General features: G+C 38.6%; 24 protein-coding genes and 1 tRNA gene. 13 read left to right on the top strand and 12 right to left on the bottom strand.

What is annotated here, in order from left to right:
• Nucleotides 1-20: 20 nt before the first annotated feature.
• The 5 genes from clpX to JM64_RS08220 all read right to left on the bottom strand — a co-directional run bounded on the left by clpX (nucleotide 21) and on the right by JM64_RS08220 (nucleotide 5,028).
• Nucleotides 21-1,253, bottom strand: a complete 1,233-nt coding sequence (gene clpX / locus JM64_RS08240) for an ATP-dependent Clp protease ATP-binding subunit ClpX (protein WP_014451601.1) — start codon at nucleotides 1,251-1,253, stop codon at nucleotides 21-23.
• 233 nt (nucleotides 1,254-1,486) lie between these two features.
• Complete coding sequence (gene glmS / locus JM64_RS08235) at nucleotides 1,487-3,298, bottom strand: glutamine--fructose-6-phosphate transaminase (isomerizing) (RefSeq protein ID WP_064012214.1); 1,812 nt, start codon at nucleotides 3,296-3,298, stop codon at nucleotides 1,487-1,489.
• A 4-nt stretch (nucleotides 3,299-3,302) separates the two neighbouring features.
• The gene (gene plsX, locus JM64_RS08230) at nucleotides 3,303-4,304 is read right to left on the bottom strand and encodes a phosphate acyltransferase PlsX (protein WP_064012213.1); all 1,002 of its coding nucleotides are present in this window, start codon (nucleotides 4,302-4,304) and stop codon (nucleotides 3,303-3,305) included.
• A complete protein-coding gene (rpmF, locus tag JM64_RS08225) occupies nucleotides 4,301-4,483 on the bottom strand; it encodes a 50S ribosomal protein L32 (protein WP_014451598.1) in 183 nt (60 codons plus the stop codon). The genes plsX and rpmF overlap by 4 nt, the downstream gene beginning before the upstream one ends.
• A gap of 2 nt (nucleotides 4,484-4,485) precedes the next feature.
• Complete coding sequence (locus JM64_RS08220; RefSeq protein ID WP_064012212.1) at nucleotides 4,486-5,028, bottom strand: YceD family protein; 543 nt, start codon at nucleotides 5,026-5,028, stop codon at nucleotides 4,486-4,488.
• A gap of 127 nt (nucleotides 5,029-5,155) precedes the next feature.
• Here JM64_RS08220 and fliF point away from each other — a divergent pair, with 127 nt between their 5' ends.
• From fliF to JM64_RS08160, 12 genes are all read left to right on the top strand, one after another.
• Complete coding sequence (gene fliF, locus JM64_RS08215; protein WP_064012211.1) at nucleotides 5,156-6,763, top strand: flagellar basal-body MS-ring/collar protein FliF; 1,608 nt, start codon at nucleotides 5,156-5,158, stop codon at nucleotides 6,761-6,763.
• Nucleotides 6,764-6,767: 4 nt separating this feature from the next.
• Entirely contained in the window at nucleotides 6,768-7,772 is a 1,005-nt protein-coding gene (gene fliG, locus JM64_RS08210; RefSeq protein WP_064012210.1) for a flagellar motor switch protein FliG, read from the top strand.
• 66 nt (nucleotides 7,773-7,838) lie between these two features.
• On the top strand, nucleotides 7,839-8,408 hold the full coding sequence (locus JM64_RS08205) for a 3'-5' exonuclease (RefSeq protein WP_064012209.1): 570 nt from the start codon (nucleotides 7,839-7,841) through the stop codon (nucleotides 8,406-8,408).
• A complete protein-coding gene (locus tag JM64_RS08200; RefSeq protein WP_064012208.1) occupies nucleotides 8,408-9,646 on the top strand; it encodes a PhoH family protein in 1,239 nt (412 codons plus the stop codon). The genes JM64_RS08205 and JM64_RS08200 overlap by 1 nt, the downstream gene beginning before the upstream one ends.
• A gap of 35 nt (nucleotides 9,647-9,681) precedes the next feature.
• Nucleotides 9,682-10,230, top strand: coding sequence for a hypothetical protein (locus JM64_RS08195; protein WP_064012207.1), 549 nt, complete (start codon nucleotides 9,682-9,684; stop codon nucleotides 10,228-10,230).
• Nucleotides 10,221-12,680: an ATP-binding protein gene (locus JM64_RS08190; protein WP_064012206.1), complete on the top strand. Its 2,460-nt coding sequence runs from the start codon at nucleotides 10,221-10,223 to the stop codon at nucleotides 12,678-12,680. The genes JM64_RS08195 and JM64_RS08190 overlap by 10 nt, the downstream gene beginning before the upstream one ends.
• A 3-nt stretch (nucleotides 12,681-12,683) precedes the next feature.
• A complete protein-coding gene (gene pyrH, locus JM64_RS08185; RefSeq protein WP_064012205.1) occupies nucleotides 12,684-13,388 on the top strand; it encodes a UMP kinase in 705 nt (234 codons plus the stop codon).
• A gap of 42 nt (nucleotides 13,389-13,430) precedes the next feature.
• Nucleotides 13,431-14,243, top strand: coding sequence for a GTPase (locus JM64_RS08180; protein WP_064012204.1), 813 nt, complete (start codon nucleotides 13,431-13,433; stop codon nucleotides 14,241-14,243).
• On the top strand, nucleotides 14,236-14,703 hold the full coding sequence (locus tag JM64_RS08175) for a chemotaxis protein CheX (RefSeq protein WP_064012203.1): 468 nt from the start codon (nucleotides 14,236-14,238) through the stop codon (nucleotides 14,701-14,703). Before JM64_RS08180 ends, JM64_RS08175 begins: the two co-directional genes overlap by 8 nt.
• A gap of 93 nt (nucleotides 14,704-14,796) precedes the next feature.
• The gene (mtnN, locus tag JM64_RS08170; protein WP_064012202.1) at nucleotides 14,797-15,444 is read left to right on the top strand and encodes a 5'-methylthioadenosine/S-adenosylhomocysteine nucleosidase; all 648 of its coding nucleotides are present in this window, start codon (nucleotides 14,797-14,799) and stop codon (nucleotides 15,442-15,444) included.
• A 25-nt stretch (nucleotides 15,445-15,469) separates the two neighbouring features.
• Nucleotides 15,470-16,417, top strand: coding sequence for an RluA family pseudouridine synthase (locus tag JM64_RS08165; protein ID WP_156487954.1), 948 nt, complete (start codon nucleotides 15,470-15,472; stop codon nucleotides 16,415-16,417).
• Nucleotides 16,418-16,419: 2 nt separating this feature from the next.
• Entirely contained in the window at nucleotides 16,420-17,688 is a 1,269-nt protein-coding gene (locus tag JM64_RS08160; protein ID WP_064012201.1) for a DUF5693 family protein, read from the top strand.
• A gap of 65 nt (nucleotides 17,689-17,753) precedes the next feature.
• Here JM64_RS08160 and JM64_RS08155 read toward each other — a convergent pair.
• The 7 genes from JM64_RS08155 to JM64_RS08125 all read right to left on the bottom strand — a co-directional run bounded on the left by JM64_RS08155 (nucleotide 17,754) and on the right by JM64_RS08125 (nucleotide 22,909).
• Nucleotides 17,754-17,828, bottom strand: a tRNA-Val gene (locus JM64_RS08155).
• 94 nt (nucleotides 17,829-17,922) lie between these two features.
• Nucleotides 17,923-18,378 carry a chemotaxis protein CheW gene (locus tag JM64_RS08150; RefSeq protein ID WP_064012200.1) on the bottom strand — a complete coding sequence of 152 codons (456 nt, stop codon included), beginning with the start codon at nucleotides 18,376-18,378 and terminating at the stop codon, nucleotides 17,923-17,925.
• A 66-nt stretch (nucleotides 18,379-18,444) separates the two neighbouring features.
• Nucleotides 18,445-18,657, bottom strand: coding sequence for a hypothetical protein (locus JM64_RS08145; RefSeq protein WP_064012199.1), 213 nt, complete (start codon nucleotides 18,655-18,657; stop codon nucleotides 18,445-18,447).
• A gap of 44 nt (nucleotides 18,658-18,701) precedes the next feature.
• Nucleotides 18,702-19,109, bottom strand: a complete 408-nt coding sequence (gene fliS / locus JM64_RS08140) for a flagellar export chaperone FliS (RefSeq protein ID WP_014451582.1) — start codon at nucleotides 19,107-19,109, stop codon at nucleotides 18,702-18,704.
• 46 nt (nucleotides 19,110-19,155) lie between these two features.
• Complete coding sequence (locus JM64_RS08135) at nucleotides 19,156-19,749, bottom strand: hypothetical protein (RefSeq protein WP_064012198.1); 594 nt, start codon at nucleotides 19,747-19,749, stop codon at nucleotides 19,156-19,158.
• The gene (locus JM64_RS08130; protein WP_064012197.1) at nucleotides 19,749-20,285 is read right to left on the bottom strand and encodes an NUDIX domain-containing protein; all 537 of its coding nucleotides are present in this window, start codon (nucleotides 20,283-20,285) and stop codon (nucleotides 19,749-19,751) included. The genes JM64_RS08135 and JM64_RS08130 overlap by 1 nt, the downstream gene beginning before the upstream one ends.
• Nucleotides 20,286-20,317: 32 nt before the next feature.
• Entirely contained in the window at nucleotides 20,318-22,909 is a 2,592-nt protein-coding gene (locus JM64_RS08125; protein WP_064012196.1) for a PQQ-binding-like beta-propeller repeat protein, read from the bottom strand.
• A 200-nt stretch (nucleotides 22,910-23,109) separates the two neighbouring features.
• On the opposite strand from JM64_RS08125, the gene JM64_RS08120 reads away from it, so the two are divergent.
• Nucleotides 23,110-24,393, top strand: a complete 1,284-nt coding sequence (locus JM64_RS08120; protein ID WP_064012195.1) for a DUF58 domain-containing protein — start codon at nucleotides 23,110-23,112, stop codon at nucleotides 24,391-24,393.
• Nucleotides 24,394-24,404 lie beyond the last annotated feature (11 nt).

Below are 24,404 nucleotides of genomic sequence, written 5' to 3'. Positions count from 1 at the left end.
ATGCATTTGTTGAAATTTGGTTAAGCCGATTCTTTCATGTATATCTTAGGTCTTTCGCGCTTAGTGACACATTCTTCGGTCACGACAACCTTTTCAACGGCTTTCAAATCAGGAATATCGAACATGATATCTATCATAACCTCTTCAAATACACTCTTGAGAGCCCTTGCTCCTGTGCCACGTCTCAGAGCTTCTTTGGCTATGGCATACAATGCACTTTCCTCAACTTCCAGTTCGACGCCATCTATCTCAAAGAGTTTCTTGTATTGTTTAAGAACTGCGTTCTTCGGTTCTTTGAGTATCCTGACTAAGTCATCGACGGTCAAATCGTCAAGTGTACCGATTACTGGGAATCTTCCAACGAACTCTGGCATTAGACCATACTGGACCAAATCATCAGGGGTGACATGCCTCAAGATTTCACCAAGCCTCATCTGTTCTTTACTTTTCACAGGTGCGTTGAAACCAATCGCACTACCTTCTATTCTTCTTTTGATTATCTCATCCAATCCGTCGAACGCTCCACCAACAATGAAGAGGATGTTTGTTGTATCCACTTTGATAAACTCTTGGTATGGGTGTTTTCTTCCGCCCTGTGGTGGCACGTTAGCTATCGTTCCTTCAACGATTTTCAACAATCCTTTCTGGACACCTTCGCCACTTACGTCTCTTGTTATCGAAGGATTCGGAGACTTCCTTGCTATTTTGTCAATTTCATCGATATATATAATACCGTACTGCGCACGCTCAACATCAAAATTCGTGACTTCAAGTAATCTAAGAACTACGTTTTCAACATCCTCACCAACGTAACCTGCTTCTGTAAGGGGTGTGGCATCGGCTATAGCAAAAGGCACATCGAGAATTTTTGCAAGAATCCTTGCCATAAGTGTCTTACCACTACCCGTTGGACCGATAAGAATTATGTTTGACTTTTCAATCTCAACGTCTGCAGTGTCTCTACCAAAGAATACGCGTTTGTAGTGGTTATAAACCGCTACTGAAAGTATTCTCTTAACTCGCTCTTGACCGATAACGTATTTGTCAAGCTCACTTTTTATCTGTGATGGGGTTGGTAGTTCCTTTCTATCTCTTGAGCCAAAACTTGTTGGTTTTATCTTCTTATCACTCTGGAGGATATCGTGGAATAACTCGACACACTCACTGCAAATATAGACGTTCCCGGGTCCCGCGATAAGCTTTTCTACTTTGTCTGCTGCTCGTCCACAAAATGAACAAAACTTTTGTGCCATACTTTACCTCCCTGTGCTCCTGTTAGATTTTTCGGTTCGGTTTTAAAGAGTATTAACCGTTTTAATGTTCATGCTCTTTTTTATTATATACCAAAAAGTCTTTTTTACAAAGCAAATTAAGTTAAGAGTATATAAACTTTATGTTTTTTGACAAAAAGAGGGGACCTGACAATTTCATCCCCTCTTAATTTTTTATTGACAGTACGTTTTCTTTGTCAGAATATAAACATTTATTATTCTACGGTAACGCTCTTTGCCAAATTCCTGGGTTTATCTGGGTCATAACCGCGTTTGTCGGCTATGTAGTAAGCGAACAGTTGGATTACAGGTGCAAATATCAAAGGATAGAGGTCTTCATGGGCTTCTGGCACGTAAATGACATCATGTGCTATTTTCTTTATTTCTTCATCTCCTTGGGTCGCAACTGCGACTATTCTTGCATTTCTTGCTCTTGTTTCTTCGATATTACTTCGCATCTTTTCATAGAGGCTGTCTTTTGGCGCAAAGGCAAAGACTGGAAATTTCGGGTCCAAAAGAGCAATCGGGCCGTGTTTTAGCTCGCCAGCTGGATAACCGACCGCATTTATATAACTAATTTCTTTTAGTTTAAGTGCACCTTCAAGTGCTGTTGCTGTATTTATACCTCTGCCTATGTACATGAAGTGATGGTAGTTTTTATAATTATCTGCTACATCTTCTATTTCTTTGTTTGAGATTATTCCTTTAAGTGTTTTTGGTGATTCGACAATTTGTTTGACAATTTCGCTGTACTCCTGGTTCCAAAGGTCTCGCTTTTTAATTATGTACAAACCAAGCAAATAAAGTAATACAAGCTGGTTCACGTAAGTTTTCGATGCTGCAACTCCAATTTCCGGACCTGCGTTCATATACAAGGTCACATCGCTTTCTCTTGTAATTGTCGAACCTACAACATTTGAAATAGCGATAACCTTTCCTCCGGCCTTTTTTACAGCTCTAACACTCTCAAGTGTGTCGGCTGTTTCTCCGGATTGAGAAATGGCGATTGTTATAGTATCTTCAGTGATTTTAATAGGTCTGTACCTAAATTCGGAAGCCACATCTATCAGGACGTCAACATCTAAGTATTTTTCGGCAAAGTATTTGAAAACAAGCCCTGCGTGATAGCTTGTTCCACACGCAACAAGTAGTATCCTTTTTACTCTTTCCAGGTTGAATTCATCAAGTTCATGTAAGCTCGGAGTGTAGTTAGAATCTATTCTTCCGACAAGTGCACTTTCTATAGCTTCTGGAATCTCGTGTATTTCTTTTAACATGAAATGTTTAAATCCACCCTTTTCCGCTGCAGATTCATCCCAAGTGATGTGTGTATGTTTTCTAATGAGTGTGTTTCCTGAAAAGTCGGTGATTTTTATTTTATTACCTTCAATATAAACGACATCTCCATCTTCAAGGAATATAACATCGCGTGTGTATTTGATTATTGGGGTGACATCAGATGCTAAAACACAGTATTTGTCGTTGCAACCAACTACAAGTGGACTACCTTTTCTTGCCCCAACCATCACGTTGGGAATATCAGAATGGATAACAGCAATTGCAAAGGCGCCTTTTAGGATTTTTAAAGTGTCAAGGACAGCTTGGAATAAGTTACCTTTGAAGTTCTCTTCAATTAAGTGACTTATGACTTCTGTATCGGTTTCTGATTTAAATTTATGGCCTCTTTTGATAAGTTCCGTTTTTAGTTCTTGATAGTTTTCAATGATTCCATTATGAACTACTGCAATTTTTCCACTGCAATCTGTATGTGGGTGAGCGTTTGTGTCGTTGGGCGCACCGTGTGTTGCCCATCGAGTATGCGCTATACCGCTCTTTACTACTTTTTCTTCTTCAATGACATTTTTTAATGAGTCAACACGGCCAACGCTTTTTGTAACAAGCAGTTGACTGCCGTTAGTGGCTGCTATACCAGCAGAATCGTAGCCTCTGTATTCCAACTTTTTCAGACCTTCTATAAGTTCTGCCACTTTGAATTCATGACCAATGATGCCAACTATTCCACACATAAGTTTATTTCCACCTCGCTAATTGTGCTTCCAAGTTTTTAATTAACTGTTTTTCAACACCTTGAGTTGCAACTTTTAGTGCGTTTTTTATAGCAACTCTATCAGAATTACCGTGAGCTTTTACAACTATCCCATCGACTCCTAAGAAGAACGTTCCACCATAGGTTCTAGGATCCAACTTTTCTTTCAATTTTTTCAGTACTCTGGAGAAAATAAGTGCGCCTATGATACCATCTATGCTTTTCTTTGCTTCATCTTTTATTGTTTGAGAAATTAGTTTTGCAACACCCTCCATTGTTTTCATTGCAACGTTTCCTGTAAACCCGTCGGTGACTACAACATCAACGGTTCCAAGATTTATGTCGTTCCCCTCAACATTTCCGTGGAACATGGGACCTAATTTCTCTTTCAATATTTGATAAGCTAATTTATGCATATCTGTTCCCTTGTTCTCTTCCGTTCCGACGTTTAATAATCCAACTTTAGGTGAATTTTTGCCAAGTATTCTTGCGTATTCAACACCCATCGCTGCAAATTGAATCAAGTAATCTGGGCGCACTTCTGCATTTGCACCACCGTCTATCAAGACAGTAAACCCATTGAGAGAAGGAATAGGAACGGCTAACGCAGGACGGTCTATTCCTTCAATCCTCCCGACGACAAGGGTTGCACAAGCTAACAATGCTCCTGTGTTTCCTGCACTAACAAAAGCATCAACCTGGCGCTCTTTCAACATTTGAGCACCAACATACATTGAGCTTTCTTTTCTTCGTAGGGCTTCAGTGGGTTTTATGTCCATTGGTAAGTAGTCTTTGACTATTTTCAACGTGAAATAATCTGCCAGTTTATGATTTTTCAAGTCAGATATTGCATCTTCCGTTCCGATGAGCACTAAGTGAACGCTTTTCTTATAACTTTTAATCTCTTCCGCAAACATTAAAGCGCCGGCTTTTATTTCTTCCGGCGCTTTGTCTCCACCCATTACATCCAGTGCTACTCGTATCATTTTGCTACCTCAAACACCTGCTTCTTTCCGTAGTAACCACAGTTCAAGCAAACTCTGTGTGGTTGTTTTGGAGCTCCACAATTTGGACAAGTTGTTACCGCAACGCTGAAAGCTCTGTAAATCTTTGCCCTTTTGTGATGTGTTCTGCTTCTTGAACGCTTCTGTTTTGGTACAGCCATACTTATCCCTCCTGTGTATGCTTTATTTTCAGTAATTTTGCGAATCTTGGGTCTATCTGTTCTTCCTCCATAGCCTTACATGTGTGGTTTGATTCTTCGTTTAAATCCGCACCACAATATGGACATAGACCTTTACAATCTGGACTACAAACAAAAACATCAGGCGCACTACTAACTATCCCTTCTACGATACGTTCTTCAAGGTCAATTATATCACCAGTCAACAATATTTCGTTAGCCAAATCTTTCAGTTCTTCATTTTTTGAAAGTGGTTTCTTCTCAAAAGTATACACTGCTTCTATGATTCCGTCAATGTACATTTCTGAAAGTTTTAAACACCTGTCGCAAGGTCTTTCGACATATCCACGTGCATAGCCACCAAGTAATATTTTGTTGTCGGCATATGTAAGAACCATTTTTACTTTGAATCCGCCATGCAAAACCTTGTACGTTCCAGTGTGTAGTTCAACGAATTCTGGAGCGTATATCCCTTCAATAACTTTTCTGCGTTCTTTTATTAAGTCTTTCACATTGACTTTCCACATTGCAATCACCTCAGAACTTTGGTATTATAATTATAGTACCTTTTTTCGTTTTGTTAATACAAAAATCTTTACTTTAGTGTAAATTTTCGTCGATTATGTGATATAATCATTCTTTGGTGGTGAATCTATGGAGTGGTTTAGAAAATTTTTGGACTGGTTTTCCAAGATACCCCAAAAGTGGAAAGAAGCACCAAAATCTCAAAAATTAATAATTATTATGGTGGCCGTTTCTGTCATAATGGCTATCATTTTACTTGCTGTAATAAATGCTCCTAAATATGTCTTGTTACTCACCACAAAGACAGAAGAAGATGCTGGTCCTATCTTGCAGCAGCTAGAATCTTTGGGCATCCCCTATAAGGTCGAAGCTGGAAATAAGATATTGATACCTTCGAATTACAATGTTTACGAAGTGCGTATGCGATTAGCATCAGCTGGTGTGCTTGCGGGAACGTCTCGAGGGTTTGAAATTCTTGACCAAAACAATCTTGGTGCAACAAGTTTTGATAAACAAGTAAGATACCAGATAGCTCTTCAGGGAGAGCTGGAAAGAACTATCTCCACAATTCAAGGTGTAGACAGTGCAAGGGTGGTTTTAACTCTACCAAAGTACACCTATTATGTCCGTGGAGAAATGTCAGAACCAAGGGCTTCCGTAATGGTGGTTATGAAACCTGGACAGTCTTTAACGAAAGAACAAGTCAAAGGTATTGGTTCTTTGGTCCAGGGTGCCGTTGAAGGAATCAAACCTGAGAATATAAGGGTTATAGATCAAACCGGGCGCGATCTGACAAGTGTTTTGAATTTGGATACATCAACAGCTTTGGCTTCGACAAAGATGGAACTTAAGGTGAGCTTGGAAAATTACTATAAGCAAAAAATAAAGGTTCCCCTCGAGAATGTCTTTGGACCAGGACGTGTAGAAGTTATACCGGACATTAAGTTGAACTGGGAAAAGATAGAAAAGCAAATAACAACCTACACAGCACCGAACAAAAAGGAAGGACTGGTGAGGAGCAAAGAAACCGAGCAAGAATATTCGACTAGTCAACCAACTACTGGAGGTCCTGTGGGAACGGAATCAAATATTCCACCAACCACTTATGAATCAACATCCCCTACAACTCAAGGGTATTATCAAAAAAGCCATGAAATAGTCAACTACGAACTGAACCAAATTGTTGAGAATATTGTGAAAAACTCCGAGGGCGAGATAGAGAACATAACACTGTCTGTTATAATCGATTCTTCCTCTACCGTTCTTGAGAGGACATCAAAAGACCAAGTTGAAAAACTTATCAGTTCGATAATTCAAAAAAGCATAGACGCAAATACTCCAGAAGGCTCAGTAACTTACGCTGTTGCGTTCCTACCATTCAGTAGAGAATTTGAACAAGAATTCTACAAGCAGGTGCAAGCAACTACGGAACTGCAAAAGTTACGAACCAGATTGGTTCTTTTGTTGCTGGCGTCTGTGCTGATATTCTTTGCAACCTACCTTGGATTAATACAGTTCAAGAAAGTGAAAGCGAGAAAGTTAATGGAACAAAGATACAGGGCTTTACAGGAAGAGGCTCAAAGAACACTGGAAGCAATTACAGAAGAGGAAATGCCAGCTGGTGCGGAGGAAGAAGCGCTTTTGGAACAACTCAAATCTTATTTGCAACAAGTTGCGGATACCTCCCCTGAAGATGTGGCTACAGTTTTAAAAGTTTGGATATCTGAGAAAGGATGAGATTATGGCTGGAAAGCTGACAGGAAGGCGTAAAGCAGCCATATTGTTGGTCACTATGGGTCCTGAGAAGGCGGCAAGAGTATTGAAAAACCTTGAAGAATCAGAGGTAGAGATGCTGACAATAGAGATTGCGAATCTTGGTAAGGTTACAAACGAAGAACGCAAGGCAGTCCTTGAAGAATTCCAGAATTTGACGAAGGCAAGAGAAATGATAATATCCGGAGGTATCGAATATGCCAAGGAAATGCTTATAAAAGCTTTCGGACCAGAAAAGGCAATGCAGATTATTGAAAGACTTGTTTCGAACCTATCTGTGAAGCCATTTGAGTTTATGCGTAATGCAGATGTTGTGCAAATTGTTAACTTCCTGCAATCTGAGCATCCACAGACTATTGCATTGGTTCTCAGCTTTCTTGAACCTCGCATCGCTGCACAAGTTTTAGGTGCTCTCCCTGAGAATTTACAAATAGAGGTTATCAAGCGAATATCTCTTTTGGAACGCGCGTCTCCTGACGTTGTCAAAGAAGTTGAAAAGTTGCTTGAAAAGAAATTTGCAGGTGTCGCGACTCAAACACTTAGTGCTGTTGGCGGATTGGACACAGCAGCTGAGATTATGAATAACCTTGATAGGTCAACCGAAAAGAACATTATGGAAAGACTCACATATGAATCACCAGAACTTGCCGAAGAAATCAGAAGAAGGATGTTTGTCTTTGAAGATATTCTTAAACTCGACGACAGGTCTGTACAACTTGTTCTCAGGGAGGTTAACACTCAAGACCTTGCTGTAGCTCTTAAAGGTGCATCAGAAGAACTAAAACAAAAGATATTCAACAATATGTCGAAACGCGCCCAGCAGTTACTAAAAGATGAAATTGAGTTCATGGGACCTGTTCGCGTAAAAGACGTTGAGGAAGCTCAGCAAAAGATAATTAATATTATAAGAAGACTTGAAGAAGCGGGAGAAATTGTAATCGCAAGAGGCGGAGGAGAAGAGTTAATTACATAAAAGAAATGCTGCAACAGTAGTAGTGGAAAGATTAAAATGAACTAAAATGAAAAGGAGAACCGAGTCGTGGCATGGGATGACAACGTGTATTGCGCTGTTGATATAGAAACGACGGGAATAGACCCGTCTGGTGGAGACCGTATTATCGAAATTGCAATTGTGCCAATATACAAGGGAAAAATAGTTAAAGATTGGATTTACACATCTTTGGTCAATCCAAAAGTCGGTATACAAACTTACGCACAGAGTGTACACAAAATTTCAATAAAGGACATACAAAGTGCTCCTGGGTTAGAGGATATACTGGCCGTTGTTAGAAAGTATTCCAGAGATACTGTGCTAGTCTTCCATAACGCACGTTTTGATTTGACTTTTCTTGATTATGCTGCAAAAGAAGTCGGACAGTTACCATTAGATGTATATTACATAGATACCCTGGAGATTTCAAAAACGGTCTACGGCAGGGGGAAAAAGCTGGAGACATTGGCAATGGAAATGGGGATTGCACACAAGGTTACACACAGAGCATATGATGATGCACTAGTGACCGCAAATGTGTTTATAAAGTTTTTTGATATGTTTGGCTGGGAGAGAATCCACGAGTTTTTGAGGCGGTGGATGGGGAGGGAATACTAATGGTCAAAAATTACGTTTTAGACACTAATGTTTTGATACATGACCCGGAAGCTATATATTCTTTTGAGGATAACAACGTTTTTATCCCTCTGCCTGTCATAGAAGAGTTAGATAAGCTCAAAAAGGAACAAGGCCGAGTTGGGAAAAGCGCTAGAACGGCTATTAGGGTCTTGGAGGAACTACGCAAGAAAGGTAACCTTCACGATGGAGTTAAGTTAGAAAGCGGTGGCAGAATAATAATACCGGTGCTTAGTGAGAGTGATTTTGATAGACACCAGGTGAAATTTTTATTTGAAAAGTATGTGGACAATTGGATATTGAGCTACGCAATGTTTTTAAAAACCACAAGAACAGAACCCACGATAATAGTATCAAAAGACATAAGCTTACGTTTAAAGGCATTAGCTCTCGGTTTACAGGCGGAAGACTATCTAACGGACAAAAGTGATTTATCTCTTTTGCCCGTAGGTTATGTTTCTGTTGATTCTTTGAAAGAACTGAATGTAGAAAAACTTTATGTTAACGAGTACGTTGAAAGCAAAGAAGGTTTCTTCAGGTTCAGTGGTCAAGATTTTGTGCAGATAAACCTTAAATCAAAAGTGTTTGGTGTCAGTCCAAGAAACAAAGAACAGCTCTTTGCTTTAGACGCACTATTAGATGATGATATAAAGCTAGTTTCGTTGATTGGTATAGCAGGAACAGGAAAAACATTCCTTACGCTTGCAGCCGCACTGCAAAAAACGCTTGTGGAGGGTTTGTACGAGCGAATAATAGTCGCAAGGCCATTGATACCGATGGGTGGTAAGGACATAGGGTATCTTCCAGGTGCTCTTGAAGAGAAGATTTCTCCTTGGATGAGTGGTGTTATGGACAACCTCGAGTATTTATGTAGATTGAACAATGTTAGTTTAAAAGAAATTATGAAAAAAGAAATTGTTGAGCTCGAGGCGCTAACGTACATAAGAGGAAGGTCTATTCCAAACCAGTTTATAATCATCGACGAGGCTCAAAACTTAACTCCTTTGGAGGTTAAGACTATACTCACAAGAGCGGGGGAAGGGACAAAAGTGGTTCTAACCGGTGACCCGTACCAGATAGACACACCTTATCTTGACGAAAGTAGTAATGGATTGGTTTACGCTGCTTCAAGATTTCTAGGAAAACCTATCGCAGCCCATATCTTTTTGAAAAAAGGTGAGAGGTCGGAATTAGCAAGCTTAGCCGCTGAACTTTTGTAAGTCTGAACAAAACATTTCGTTGGGAGGAATACAAAGTGGTCGTCGAGGTCAACAACATTTCTCTTTTTGAGTATTACGAAGGATTTTCAGAATTTCAAGAACAGATATTTCAATGCAAACTGAAATTCTTGGTCCAGCTTGCGAAAATGTATCCGAACTCGAAATTTGTGTTTTACAATGCTCTTGGTCGCTTTGGACTTTTGGAAGAAGTATATAAAATCCTTGAAAATATCTTCGAAAACTTTGACATTGACTTGGAAAATAAGCTCCTCGATTTCAACAGCTCTCCTATTAACAATCTCCCTCATGTTCGTATTGATGGAAGAGTAACTGCTGTTGATTCTGTTGAAACAATAGGTTTGGTTAAAGTGGAAAGCGAAAATGCTCTTAAATGTGACTACACTACATGCCTATATTTGCTCGAAAACCTTACGGAAAAAGATTTAGAAGATAAGTTTAGAGGATTTAAAGTAGAAATCCTTCCTAAGAGTTTCTTTGAATCCGAATTGGTTAATTCTCTCAAAACTGCTAATCAACGTTACATTGTGCTGAAACTTATCCGGGGTGAAGAAATATGCTTATAAAAAAAGCACAAATAGACGGATTCGGAAAATTTGTTAATACTTCATTCAAATTCGGACCAGGGTTGAACATCGTCTTTGGACCTAACGAGAGTGGTAAAACCACTCTAGCAAAATTTTTGTTATACACGCTGGGAAAACCCAGCAACGAAGCGCTCAAATACAGGCCATGGGGGCATAACATCTTTGGTGGGTATTTAGAAACGTCCGATGGGAAGTATGTGTTTGGTGAAGATAACTCAGAAGTACCAAAGTACGATATCAACTTGCTTGAAAGTGTAGCGTTTATAATGGAAGATGACGAGCTTGAAGCTGTAAAAGTTGATAGAGGCATTTTGGAGAGCACACTTAAGAAAAAGACCGAGAAAACATCTGAAGGACGTATCCTAAGAGAGGCAATAAAAAGAATTCAGACGCTGGACTTGAACAAATGTTTGGTAGCGCTCTCGGAAGAGATTCGTAAAACGGAGGAAATGATATCGGGTGTTGAGGAAAAGATAAATAAGAAGAATACATTGTTTGTGAAGATGAAGAATGTGGAGAAGCGAATAAAAGACTTGGAAGAACAGATTAATGCTTCAGAAAACAATTTGGAAAAACTTAGAACTGCAAAGAAATCAGAACTTGAGACAAAGATATCACAGCTTAAAAGGAACATAGAGGCTATAGAAACAGAACTAACGAAGTATCTATGGATTGAATCGTTAGATACTGCTGTCGTCGAAGAAGCTCAGAATCTTATTTACAAATTAAATTCCATAAAGGCTCGTTTGAAAGCTTTGGAAACAGAGCAAGAAAAATTGAAGGAAGTACTTCAGAAGAAAGACAGAAGCATTGAGGAAAAGCTCAAACAACTTGGAGTGTCTTCCGTTGATGATTTAGAAAGCGTTGGCTTACGCTTGAAACATCTTTCGTTGCTTACCAAGATGTACAATGAAAGAGTCAGAAACGTGGTTGATGAGGACCCGCTTTGGAAACTGTTTCTTGAAAATGAGAACATTTTAGAACGAGCAGAAGAAGAGGAACAAAGATACAAAGAAGCTATAAACGAAATAGAATCTACTAAACTGAGCCTGCAAAACGAAATAGAGAGAAATGAGCAGACGGCTAAATATTCGAAAGATTTGTCAATAGTTTCAGCAAGTGCGGGTATTGTTTTGTTTGTTCTTGGACTTCTTTTTAAAGGAATATCACTCTTCATGTATACTCCTGCCGTAGTGTTCTTGGCATTAGCCGTCTTCCTTATGTTCAATTGGAAGAGAAAGATGGCTTTCGTAGAGGTACTTCAAGAACGCTTAGTTGAAGTGTCAATGAAACAGCCACAGCAACCGTCCGTTTGGAAAGTGCTTGCAAATTACGGTATAACCAACATTAAGCAACTGAGGAAAAAATATACAGAGTTTTTAGAATGGAAGGCACAGAATGTAGAGAGACAAAGGATGCTCAATGAACTCAAAGATATCGAGCAGGAAGTTATCAAAGAACTTTTGAAGTTTGGTGTCACAGGTGCAGCACAGATGATAGTTTCCGCTGTTGAAAATTTGCAAAGAACATTTGGCGAAGTTCAAGAGTTACTTTACGAAAAGGAATCGCTCGAGAGAAGACTGTCCCAGCTTCGTGGGGAATATTTGTCTGTTCAAAGAGAATATAAGACTGTAGCCGAAAATTTGGACGAGATTTTAGGTAAATTTGGCATAACCAAGGAACAGGTTGAAACTTTTAAATCTCACTTTGAGCACTACCAAGAATTAAAGAATGCTAAAAAAACGTTAAGTGTCGAATTGCAAAAAGCTGTTGAAGAGAGAGAAAATGAGGACCTTGATCCTTCCATAAGTCAGACAAAAGCCGCACTTCGTGAACTTTATTTAGCTAAAGATACCCTCTTGAATGAGTTCAAAGAGATGAAAAACCTTTATGAAGGTATCGAAATTGACTTCAAGCAACTCCAAGCGTTAATTGAAAAATTGGACGAGTCTAAGTTGAAGGCGAAAATAATATCGAATTTGATTAACGAAATACCGGAGATAAATAAGTTCCTTAACGAAAGGCTTACAAATTTCATCGAAAGTTACCATAAAATATTCAGTGATGAATTTGCCAGACTGTTTGTAAAAGTTTCAGGTGTTGAGAAGAATTTTGTAGTATTACCAGATTTGACTGTGAGACTAATTGTTGAAGGGGATATGAAGGACCCCAACGAATTTTTAAGCGGTTCTACGAAGGACTTACTGATATTTTGTATTAAAAATGCTCTTTATAAGACGTTCTATGATGGGAGTTTACCATTGGTCATAGATAACACTTTGATACGTTTGGATGACGACAGACTGAAAAGAGTGTGTGAATACTTAAATGAAGAATCGGAATTGAGGCAGATAATATTGATGACGAGCGATAGAAGGGTGCTCGAATTTTTCAGCGATAAAAAGAACGTCATACTCTTGGAGGGATGATGAATGTACAAACGAGTTCTTCTCAAGTTAAGTGGCGAGGTACTCAGTGGAGAAGCGCAGAAAGGTTTTAACGAAGAGCATGTTAATTACCTTATCAGAGAAATAAAGAAAGTTTCTGAATACGGAGTGAAACTGGGAATTGTGATTGGTGCAGGCAATCTTTTTAGAGGAAGGGATTTCGAAGGTGTAAGACCAACGATATCAGATCAGATTGGAATGTTAGGTACGGTTATTAATGCATTGTATTTGAAAGATAGATTTGAAAACGCAGGTATCAGAACTGTGGTGGTTTCTCAAATTGTCACCTTACCAAGTGTAAAGTTGATAAACTACGATGATATTGATCTTTACTTTGATGCGGGGTATATTGTTATTTTTGCTGGTGGAACAAGTAACCCATTCTTTACGACGGACACTGGAGCTGCACTCAGGGCGGTTGAGATGAAAGCGGAATTGCTGATAAAGGGGACAAAAGTTTCGGGAATTTACGACAAGGACCCGAAGATATATAACGATGCAGTAAAATATAATGTAATAACCTACGATGAGGCTATCGAGAAAGATTTAAAAATCATGGACACGGAAGCATTTTCTATTTGTAAACGGTATCAAATGAAAATCCTTGTTATGAACTTTTTCGAGGATAACAACTTACTTAGGGCTATTCGTGGTGAAAATGTAGGGACTCTCGTTGTCCCGAGTAAGTAGATAATTAAGCGATGAGATTACAGAAGATGGAGGTTAAAGTAAGTGAGCAATCAGTCCAATGAACATGTCAGAGCTTGGTATCCGGGTCACGTTCAAAAAGCTAAAAGACAAATCAGAGAAAATCTGAAAAAGATAGATATCGTTGTTATTGTGCTTGATGCACGTGCACCTGTTGCAACCACGAGTTTTGAGATGAAAATCTTCAAAGATAAACAGCGAGTCTTTTTGCTTAATAAAACAGACTTAGCGGATTCTGAATATAATAAGAAATGGGCTTGTGAGATAGCGAAGTTGTATCCGACACTTCTTGTTAACAAGGATACGAAAAGAAAAGAACTACTGACCTTTCTAAAATCTGTCCCCACAAAGTATGCAAATCCAAGGATAGCAGTTGTCGGTGTTCCGAATGTTGGAAAATCAACAATAATAAATAAGATACTTGGCAGGCACAAAGCAAAAACAGGAGCTCAGCCTGGTATTACTCGTGGTGTCCAATGGGTCAATGTCGAAGGACTTACTGTTTTGGATTCACCCGGGATACTGTTTTCAGAGATATTTTCAAAAGATATAGCAGCCAAACTATTGCTTATAGGTTCTTTACCTATTGAAAACGTCGATGATGAAATCTTTGACTACGCTTTTAAAATTTATGCTTCTGCGGCAGGGGTCCAAAAAGATATCGTTCAATTCTTGGAGGAATACGGACGTTCTCGAGGGCTATTGAAAAAAGGCGGGCAAGTTGATTATGAAAAAGCAAAGACACTCTTTTTCAAGGAAGTTTCAGAGGGTAAGCATGGTAAGTTAACTTACGATACTGATTTTGAGAAGTTTTGGGAGGTGCTGAAAAATGGTTGATGTGAGGATTGTTAACTCAGTTTTGGCAGCGGCACAGGGTACATACGAGGCAGTCTTGCAGATGCAAGCACAATTTGGTAAACCTCAAGCTGTAAAAGATATAACCCCAAAGTACAATATAGTTACAGTAATTGGTTTTCTCGGCGACATTGAAGGAAACTTTGTTTATTCATTTAACGAAGAAACTGCTCTAAAAATTGTCTCGAAAATGATGGGAATGGAATACAACACTCTTGATGAGCTGTCATTAAGTGCTATAGGCGAATTAGGAAACATGACTTCCGGGAGTATCGCTATGAATCTTGAAAAGCTTGGATACAAAATAGATATCACACCTCCAACGGTGATTACTGGTAGGGACATGAAGATTACTGCCGAAGGTTTGATAATAAAACTTCCAGTTAGTTTATTCATTACTGAGGATGTAGAGCTCCACATAGCTATTAGGGGCGGAAAATAAATGATGGGTGGAAGAATTAGGTTCAGTAGGTTAAAGAGATAATCAGAAACGGACCTAAAATCTTTAGGTCAATGGTTTGTTGAGGTGATTTTTATGGTGGTTGTTACCGGTGTTTTAAAAGAAGAGATAATTGGAGTTTTTCGAGAAATGCTACCACTACTCGAAAATGGTGAACTTGTGAAGAGAAATTTTTCAAGGGGGATTGTTGGAGGTAACGAAGTAGTCACAATATATGGTTTTGTCGGTAAAGTTGAGAGTGCTATGATAGCGCAAGCTATAATTGATAGATTTAGGCCCAGCTACATAATTCATTGTGGTTCTGCCGGAGCAATTCATCCGGAGCTAAGAATAGGAGATTTAATTTGTGGTACCGTTTTTTATGAACACGATTTTCAATCCCCCAACACATTTGGGATAGAAAGTTCTTCAAAACTTTTGGAAAAGATTGCGGATGTTTACGACAAGATACATTTCGGTCCCATCGTAAGCGGGGACCTTATAGTTAGTGATAGGGAGCTTAAAAGAAGGCTATTTGAAAAATACGGGGCATTTGCTGTTGATATGGATAGCGCTGCAATAGCAAAAGTGTGTTACCAAAACGGTGTGGAATTCTGCGCTCTAAAGGTTATTGTTGACACAAGTGAGGAACACGCGCAAATTGAATACGAACAAAATTTTAGGAAATTTTCAAGTTTACCATCAACAATAGTTTCCGAACTTCTTGATAAACATCTATTGTAAGCGTAGAGAGGGGCAAATGAAAAGTATGGAAAACGCATCCCGAAAAGACAGCTTACCAAATGTCTTGGTAAAGAACTCATGGATAGTAAACGAAGATAACTATTTCTCGAGAATTGATAAATTTTTGAGGAATGTCCTGAAAAATGTGCCTTTAAGTGCAATATACAAACTCATAAGAACAGGAAAAGTTTATCTAAATGAGAGAAGGGTTAAAGAACCTTCTGTGAAGATAGAGATAGGGGATAGAGTGGAAATCAGAAACGAAGATTTGTCCAAATATACACGTGAATATAAAGAAATCAAGCCAGTAAAAATGAACTTAGATATCATATTCGAAGACGAGAACATTATAGCCATCAACAAACCAGCCGGTGTTTCTGTACATCCTGGAAAGAATGTTCACAAACCTTCGTTGATAGAAGGTTTAAAACATTATGGAACGACGAAAGGTTTTGAACCTTTTCTGGTGCATAGATTGGATAAAGAAACATCAGGTGTCATGATTGTTGCAAAAAGTAGGCAAGTAGCAAGGGAAATCAGTGAAATGATTTCGTCTCGTGATGTGGAGAAGAATTACGTGGCTTTAGTATTTGGTTCCCCAAAATCTACAACAATAGATATACCAATTGACGACCAAGAAGCAGTTACGCATATAAGACCGGTCCGTAAATTTACCACTAAGCTCGAAGGAAAAGATATCAGTCTAACGCTGCTTGATGTTAACATCGAAACTGGTAGGAAGCATCAAATACGAAAGCATCTTTCGATGAAAGGGTTCCCGATAGTCTGTGACAACGATTATGGTGATTTTAGATTGAACAGAGCCTTTTCAAAAAAATACGGCTTGAAAAGGCACTTTTTACATTGCAAGGAGATGGCTTTCGATTTTCATGGGAAACATTATAGATTTGAAGCACCCCTGAGCCAAGACTTGAAAGTCGTTTTAAAACTTCTGGAAGCGGAAGGTGATTAGTTTTGAAACTTCCACTATTTGCAAAAAATGAGACTTATATTAATATAATTCTCACAGTTTTTGCTCTTGTTCTATCGGTGTTTATATTCCTTAGGATACCAAATGATAAAAATAACTTAACCGTTTCTGTGTTTTTTGATGACGACCCTTCAATATTGTTTTACACCGGAAGCGAAAAAATCAATGATAAAGTAAAAATTATCATACCGCTGGAAGGAATGAAAGAAAAACCCGAAGAATTTTACAAAAAGGTAGAGTCAAGGTATGTAGGGATTATGGAGTTTTATGGAGATGCAGACTTTGTCAGAAATTTCTACAAAACAACAGGCTACAAAAAGATTGTGAAAGTTCATTACGTAAAGCCAAAAGAACTGTCCAGATATGACTCTTATTCGCTTTTCAAACGACTCTGGCGAGCCGTTATGGAAAGAAGCGTTGATGTCATAGTTTTACCAAAATCACAAATCACAGAAGAGGCTTTAGAATCTTTTGGTAATTTTTTCCAGGTGCAGTCAGAAATCCCGATGCCTGATAACACAAATTGGAATTCAAAAATCTCAGGAATACTTCTGGGTGTATTTGTTGCTCTCCAAGCACCTTTTACAATTCTTGGATTCGCACTTTTCAAACAATACTGGCTGTTTGTTTCTATCATCAGCATTTTTGGAACATTAGCGGCTTACTTTTCATCCAATAACAGGTTTACAAAGGTAGCAAGCGTTTTTATGCTGGGGTTACTCACTAACTTTTCGCTATATTCATACGAGTATTTGAACGATTTAGAAGTCTATAGGGGGGTTAAAGTCTCCCTTGTTCTGTTACCTTTAGTGGTTGGATTACTTACATTTAGAGAACTTTATCAAAAAAGTTCGATTAAACGATGGCATATTGTTACCACGGGTATCATTGGTGGAGTTGCTATAGTGTATATGCTTATGCGTAGCGGTAATTACGGCTATGTCCTTGATATTGAGGAAAAGATACGTCTTACTCTCGAGAACATATTTATAATAAGACCAAGAATAAAAGAACTCATCTTTTTACCGATGTTTTTTGTCGCCGGCGATATCGAGAATGAATTTATTAGTGGTATATTGACATTCTTTGGGACGTTCGGGTTTATATCTATTTTCAATTCGTTTTGTCACATAAAAGCTCCAATTTATATCGTGTTTTATAGAGAAATTACAACTCTCCTTGTCGCGTTGGTCATTTATCTTATCTTTTCTGTGATAAGAAACCTTTGGCTCGTGTGGACGAATAAGAAATGAAGAAAACAGGTAAAAACTCATCAATTATAGAAAAAGAGCGGCTTAAAAGCCGCTCTTTTCAGTTGTGGTGGGTGTGGTAGGAATTGAACCTACGACCCCTTCCTCGTGAGGGAAGTGCTCTTCCACTGAGCTACACACCCATTTTTATTTCTAAAATGCGCATGATAGATTTTATCATATCTTTGTATTTTTTCAAGTCGTGGGTTGAACCAAAGAATTTTGAGATAAAATGTTTTATCCTACATTTGCCAACGCAATCTTTTCTTCGGTTGTCAACAAATTATCAACTTCAAGGGTTAACACCATCTCGTTTTCCAGCTTTATAACACCCGATATGAATTTTGCACTAGCCATACCCGCTACGTGTGCAGGAGGTTCATCGATCATATCCTCGGTAACCGTTAACACTTCTCTGACATCGTCTACAAGTAATCCTACTTTCTTACCATTTTCGAGTTTAACAACAATAATCTTTGACTTCTCTTTGTTTGTAAAGTCACTCATCAAGAACTTTTTTCTCAAATTAATAATAGGAACGATTTCACCCATGAGGTTAATAATTCCTTCTACAAAATCCGCAATGTTTGGTATTTTGGTCGTCTTTTCGTACTCTTTAACACGCTCAACCTTCATGATATTAATTGCAAAAACTTCTTCGCCTAGGTAAAAAGTAAGGAACTTGAGTTCCATAGGTTCACCCCCAAGTTTTTCTTGACTACTATTTCATTATATCACAATCTACGAAGAAAAATAGCATCAGAATTTAATTAAAGAAAATACGACAGAAAGAGCAAGTAATATTCCTGCATAAAAAAGCCATCTAAACCCTAAAGAATTGCTTTCTTTTGATTTCTTTTCGTTTGAGTTTCTAAAAGCCCTTAATCCGATTTCGAAAAAAACAATAGCTACAACAAGGCTAACAACAAACCCTAAAAAAAGCACGTTTGAAAGAATATACGATATCTTCATTTTCACATCCGTCCTTTGGTATTGATAACATATTCTCCGAAAAATCAGTAAGTTAGATTTATCCTTGGTTTGTTAACATCAATCTGACTAGCGGTGCTTCCTGCCAATTTCATAGCTTCTCTCCAAGTTGAGAGTAAATCCTCGAGCAACGATTTCACATCATCAAGCATCTTTTTATCTTTTTTGATGTTTGCCTCAACTAGTGTTCTGTACATGTAATTGTAAAGAGCTCTAAGATTCTTGGCTATTTCTCCACCTTTTTCCATATCGAGTGCCAAATTTAGTTCCATTACTATATCTTGAGCCCTAACAATCTTTGCATTCGCATTGTTGTAGTCTTTTTCGTCTATGTAGTTCTTTGCCTCATCTATGACACTTATTGCCTTTTGCAAGAGCAGTTCTATAAGCTTGGCAGGACTCGCAGTTAAAACCATCTGTTCAATATAGTCCATTCAGAATACCTCCCTTTAATATTTCGCGAATTAACTAATGGATGAATCAATTTACCTTTGCTATTGCTTCCAATACCTTTGTGAAATACTCAATATAGTAGTCTAAGACTATTGGTATTTTATTTTCCACAACATCGGAGATTTCAAATACATCTCTTTTATCAAGCGCTTCCAACATTTCTCTGAGAATGTTTGATACTTCGTTTCTTTCTATTGTAAGAGCCAGTTCGCTTTCGTTTAATTTCGTTATCTGATTTGTCGAACTTCTTAAGTTTTCAACCGCTGCTAAACCTTCTGATAAGTCCTTTATTGCCTTCCATCCAGCTTCATTCCCCGTAATTATGCTATTCGCTACTTGTGGCAAGAGTTCCTTAACATGTCGGATATAACCTAATACATCCTGTAATGTCTCTTTTAAAAAAGAAACCGCATCTTGTGTCTCAATTTCTATTAGTAATTCTTCATCTAACTTTGCGCTTTTGAGTTCCTCTACGTAGGCAACAGGAATTTCTTTACCGTTAATCTTTAAGCTTTTCAAAACTTTCCCTTCAGTGACGATAGTTTTTAGTAAAGCGCTGAAGTTCTCAAAATCTTGTGCGTTGAAAAGCTTTTCTTCACCGTTTACGACAACTTTTACCATCACTTTTCACCTCTTAACTTGAAATAGGCTCTTAAGACTCCAGCCACTGTTTTTGCATCCGTTATCTCCCCATTTATACATTTCTTCACGACCTCTTCCAAATCCTCAATTCGAACTTCAAGAATTTCGTCTTCGTCTGGATTCGAATGTCCGGGAACTAGGTCTTGTGCCAGGTAAAGATGAATGATTTCGTTTGAAAAACCCGGTGTCGTGTAGATATACCCCAAGTACGTGTACCTTCTTGCTGTGTATCCAGTCTCCTCTGCCAGCTCGCGCTTAGCGCATTCTAATACATCTTCACCTGGTTTGTCAAATTTTCCAGCGGGAATTTCCAAGAGCTTTTGCTTTATCGGATACCGATATTGCTCAACAAGAATAACTTTTCCATCGCTTGTTACAGGAACCACCGCGACCGCACCGGGATGAAGAACATGTTCGCGAATACTCATCGCACCGTTTTCTAAAACTACTTCATCTCTCAGTACTGTAAGCAACATGCCGTTGAAAATCACCTCTGTTGTTATCGTCCTTTCCATAGCTGTCTTTACCTCCCATACTTTATTTGTTTTTATTTAGGAATGTCTCCCAAATCCACGGAAATTAGATTCTCGCCATCGGTTGTTATCAATTTTCCAAGCGTTTTCGAAAGTGCAACGGAGAGTATCGACTGCCGGAATTTCGAATAAACACCAATATTTTTTGGTTCATCTCCAGTCAAGTCCCATACTTTAATCAGATTGTCAGTCCCAGCTGTGAAAAGTTTTTGGTCAAAATGTATGACTTTAAATATAGTCGAGTTATGACATCTGAATTCACCAATTTTCTTTAGTTCCTTATCGAGAATATACACCCTGCCATCCCAACCAGCAGTGTATATCCTGACTTTAGATGATGCCAAATTGCCCACGTAGTTACTGTCAATAGACCATAAGGTTTGTTCGGAGATTTTAACCTTCTTCGTTTGACCTTTGTAAATCCTAACAACGAAACCTTCCAGTGTTGTTAAATATATCTCCTCTTCCGACAGAGCAAAAATATCGGTGAAAGAAAGTTTTGGGAATTCGTAAGTTTTCAGCTTTTGAAAGGTCTTCAAATCCCACAAGATGACTTTTCCATCCCACCCACCACTTACAAGTATATCACCAACTACTAATATACTCCACACATAACCACTATGACCTATAAGCATATTGACCAGCTTTCCGGTTTTGAAATCCCATATCTTAATAGTTCTATCGTTCGAAGCAGATATTACATAGTTTTTGTAGCTTGCAACACTCTTCACTGAATCAATGTGGTCATCAAGGACCATCGTTAACTGAAATGTGTTTTGCTTAACATTGTAAGTCCACAATGTCACCTTTCCGTCTTCATGACCGCAAGCAACCACACCATTTGCGTAAATCGTTGAAATTGCACCTAATTGACCTGAAAATCTTCGAACTACATTCCCATTTTCAATTTGAAGAACAACACCGTTTGATAAGCTTGCAAAGAAACTGTGACGAGTTCCCGGTAAATTTGCAAGGTCGACTACAAAGGCTTCAAATTCTAAAGCTTCATTGCCAATTTTTAATTTCGAACCACCTAAGTACATCTGTGAATCCCCAACCAACCCAGTGTATAACGGAAATACATCACTTTTTTGAAAGTTCCAAGACTTACCATCAAATAAAGCATACGTCCCATCAAAATAGAAGACGACAATACGATTGCTAATTTTGGCGATCTTTACAACCGCGCTGGGGTAAAACTTTATCAATTTCGCTTGGTAATTCTTTTTGTCGAGCATGTAAACATTACCGATGTTGGTGCCAAAGTAAAGGATTTCTCCATCATCGTGTATTGACGTGCTCCATTCTTCTGAAATTTTCGAAATCGTCCTCAGTGTCCATTTGCCTTTGATGTTTTCCAAAGTTAAGATCTTTCCACGGCTGCCAAGGTAGATTACGTTCTTTCCTGATGAATCAGGAGTACAGCTTATAATCGCATCTTCGTTGCTAAAGGAGGCTTCGACTTTGCCATTTCTTAATACAAGCAATTTCCCAAGCGCATCTCCAACGATAACTGATTCATTCAGTGCGAGGATACATCTCAAACTACCGTCATTCTTGTAGTTCCACCTCATCAAACCGCTGAATACGTTGTAGCTTTCAATAGTTCCATCTTCTCTACCAACAACGAGTGTATCTTTGTTTGCGTGAATTTTCGCAGATGACAAAAAATGCTTGGGAGCTTTTTTTATATATTTTCCGTCAGTTGAGTACTTGAGTATTTCTCCTTCCCTGTTCGAAGCAAATATCATGTTGTCAGTTATCTGCAATGCTGTGATCTCCGAAACGGAAATGTCCAAATCTTTCACTGTTTTAAGAATATTTCTCTCATCGCTGATAACTATAACCTTACCTCCGACCGATACGTACAAAAATTTCCCATCATCAACTATCGATTGAACAGCGGATTGAAAAGATAAAACCTTCTCAGCTCTTATTGTGTTCTTTTCTATGCGAAATCTATACATCGAACCATCAGAAAGCCCAGAATACAAAACATTTTTAAACGCGTGAAGTGATAGCACCTGTGAACCAAATTCGAAGGACTGCTTAAGATTGAAGTCTTCGAGTGAAGAAAAAGCGATTCTTCCATTCTCATCACCTGAGATGAGGTAGTTACCGAAGACGACAATTTTTCTAATCCATCCGTCGTGGATTTTAAGAGATTTGAACAATTTGAAATCCTTCCAGATGATTATTGTATTGTCAGAACCAGCGGAGATAAGCATGGTGTTATAAAAATTGAGAGAAAAGACCGATCCAGCGTGCCCTTTCAGAGTGTGGAGTAGCTTCATCGTATGTTTGTCGTAAACCTTGATCATGTTATCAGGCTTATAGCCTCCTACAGCAACGTATTTGTCGTTAACGGCAACGCACCTTGCCCAACTACCGTGAGTTGTGATACTCTGTAGTGGCAGGAGCTCTTTGTTCCACACTTTTAGTGTTCCATCTGCACCAACTGAATAAAGCTTGTCGTTATCGATTTTCAAATCCCAAACCGCAGAGCTGTGACCGTAAAGAGTAAAGTCTAATGTAAAAACTACATTCTGGAACATTTCAAAGAATAAGACACTGAATAATCCGATATAGAAGAGAATAGCTTTCAAACTTTCACTTCCTTTGTGACTAATATATGAGTCACCACGCAACGTTGAAATGTGATTTGCGCAAACTATTCTTTATCACTATTATACTCCCATCTGTGGCGAAAACTTATTTATTATGTCGGTTTGAACTTTTCAAAAAATCGTGGTTTAATATCATTAGAAATGTACAAATAATAGCTTGACGCGAGGTTGTGGAGGATATGAAAAGCACGGAAAAGAAGGAAAATCGAAGAACATGGTCAAAGGTGAGTCCGGCGTTTTATGTTATAATCATTCTTTCCATTTTTCTGAGCGCTTTTGTTTACAACAAATACGTGTGGTTACTTGATATTTTATCAGGTTGGCTGATTTTTGATTATTTGGCCCTAAAATTCCATTCCAAAGCCCTGAAAACCAACGTTACTGGAAGAACGCGTGTGTTTATCAATGAACGATTTGATGTAGTGATAACAATCTCTTCCGAAAGTAAAAAGGCACTGACCGTAGAAGTTGTTCCGCCAGCAGTTGTTAAGAAAGCTCCTGTGCGTCTTGTCATAAATTCTAATGAACGCGTTTCACTTGCATTTGACACGTTCTTTGGAACACGTGGAACGAAAGATTTGGGCTATTACACGATAAAAATCGAGAGTTTCACACGGCTATTTCAGATTATGATCACAGAACCGATGCCTTTCAAAGTCAAGGTCTTTCCAAGACTTGAACACGCTGAAGCTGAAGTGGAAAGGATTTTGGAAATGCTCCCTGTTGTGAAGAGTAAACACAAGCTTGTTGAAGATATCTCGTACATCAGAAACGTGCGAGAGTACGAGCGCGAGCCGCTAAACAGGATCCACTGGAAGCAAAGTGCCAAGATGGGAGAATTGATGGTTAAAGAATACGAATACGCAGGGACTACAAGAAATTTCATCCTGCTCGATTTAAATCTTCCTGCTGGCATATATTCAAAAGCGGCTTGGGAGTTCATACACAAAAAGTACCAAGAAGAAGCAATAAAAGCGACTGCAGGACTACTTAAGTACTTCTCTGACAGGCACGAAAAAACTAATTTGCTGATATCTCATGCAAAGGGGACGTACGACCTTTCATTTGCAGATTACGTACTTTACTTCGATTACTTGGCGGAAGTCGAAGGAACACTCGAAAATGAACAGTACACTTCTGAACTCTTAGAGCACGTCATAGATGTTGTTCAACCAACGGATACGGTCTTGTTAATAGGTATGTTCTTAACAAAGTCTGAGGTTGACCGCCTGCTGAGATTAAGGACAAGGTGCGGAAGAGTTATCGTTTTGATTATGCCATATGGATACAGAGAGGCAACGAGTAAGAAGTTCAAGTCGTATTTTGACGTTCCGATTGAAATAAGGGAATTGTACCAGTACGCGAAGGTCTTGCGGGAAGAAAATGTTATCGTTCAAGTGTGGCATGAAAATACGAGCTTTATGGAAGGCTTATTGAAACTCACGGACAGTGCACAGATTTAGTTCAGAACTTA

This window comes from Fervidobacterium pennivorans (assembly GCF_001644665.1).
Classification (GTDB): domain Bacteria; phylum Thermotogota; class Thermotogae; order Thermotogales; family Fervidobacteriaceae; genus Fervidobacterium; species Fervidobacterium ngatamarikiense.
This window is presented reverse-complemented; position numbering and strand designations above follow the sequence as displayed.

What these genes read in the sequence shown, in the direction of transcription:
- clpX (WP_014451601.1), bottom strand. Translation starts at nt 1,253, where the DNA reads ATGGCACAAAAGTTTTGTTCATTTTGTGGACGAGCAGCAGACAAAGTA.
- glmS (WP_064012214.1), bottom strand. Translation starts at nt 3,298, where the DNA reads ATGTGTGGAATAGTTGGCATCATTGGTCATGAATTCAAAGTGGCAGAA.
- plsX (WP_064012213.1), bottom strand. Translation starts at nt 4,304, where the DNA reads ATGATACGAGTAGCACTGGATGTAATGGGTGGAGACAAAGCGCCGGAA.
- rpmF (WP_014451598.1), bottom strand. Translation starts at nt 4,483, where the DNA reads ATGGCTGTACCAAAACAGAAGCGTTCAAGAAGCAGAACACATCACAAA.
- JM64_RS08220 (WP_064012212.1), bottom strand. Translation starts at nt 5,028, where the DNA reads ATGTGGAAAGTCAATGTGAAAGACTTAATAAAAGAACGCAGAAAAGTT.
- fliF (WP_064012211.1), top strand. Translation starts at nt 5,156, where the DNA reads ATGGAGTGGTTTAGAAAATTTTTGGACTGGTTTTCCAAGATACCCCAA.
- fliG (WP_064012210.1), top strand. Translation starts at nt 6,768, where the DNA reads ATGGCTGGAAAGCTGACAGGAAGGCGTAAAGCAGCCATATTGTTGGTC.
- JM64_RS08200 (WP_064012208.1), top strand. Translation starts at nt 8,408, where the DNA reads ATGGTCAAAAATTACGTTTTAGACACTAATGTTTTGATACATGACCCG.
- JM64_RS08190 (WP_064012206.1), top strand. Translation starts at nt 10,221, where the DNA reads ATGCTTATAAAAAAAGCACAAATAGACGGATTCGGAAAATTTGTTAAT.
- pyrH (WP_064012205.1), top strand. Translation starts at nt 12,684, where the DNA reads ATGTACAAACGAGTTCTTCTCAAGTTAAGTGGCGAGGTACTCAGTGGA.
- JM64_RS08175 (WP_064012203.1), top strand. Translation starts at nt 14,236, where the DNA reads ATGGTTGATGTGAGGATTGTTAACTCAGTTTTGGCAGCGGCACAGGGT.
- mtnN (WP_064012202.1), top strand. Translation starts at nt 14,797, where the DNA reads ATGGTGGTTGTTACCGGTGTTTTAAAAGAAGAGATAATTGGAGTTTTT.
- JM64_RS08165 (WP_156487954.1), top strand. Translation starts at nt 15,470, where the DNA reads ATGGAAAACGCATCCCGAAAAGACAGCTTACCAAATGTCTTGGTAAAG.
- JM64_RS08150 (WP_064012200.1), bottom strand. Translation starts at nt 18,378, where the DNA reads ATGGAACTCAAGTTCCTTACTTTTTACCTAGGCGAAGAAGTTTTTGCA.
- JM64_RS08145 (WP_064012199.1), bottom strand. Translation starts at nt 18,657, where the DNA reads ATGAAGATATCGTATATTCTTTCAAACGTGCTTTTTTTAGGGTTTGTT.
- fliS (WP_014451582.1), bottom strand. Translation starts at nt 19,109, where the DNA reads ATGGACTATATTGAACAGATGGTTTTAACTGCGAGTCCTGCCAAGCTT.
- JM64_RS08135 (WP_064012198.1), bottom strand. Translation starts at nt 19,749, where the DNA reads ATGGTAAAAGTTGTCGTAAACGGTGAAGAAAAGCTTTTCAACGCACAA.
- JM64_RS08130 (WP_064012197.1), bottom strand. Translation starts at nt 20,285, where the DNA reads ATGGAAAGGACGATAACAACAGAGGTGATTTTCAACGGCATGTTGCTT.
- JM64_RS08120 (WP_064012195.1), top strand. Translation starts at nt 23,110, where the DNA reads ATGAAAAGCACGGAAAAGAAGGAAAATCGAAGAACATGGTCAAAGGTG.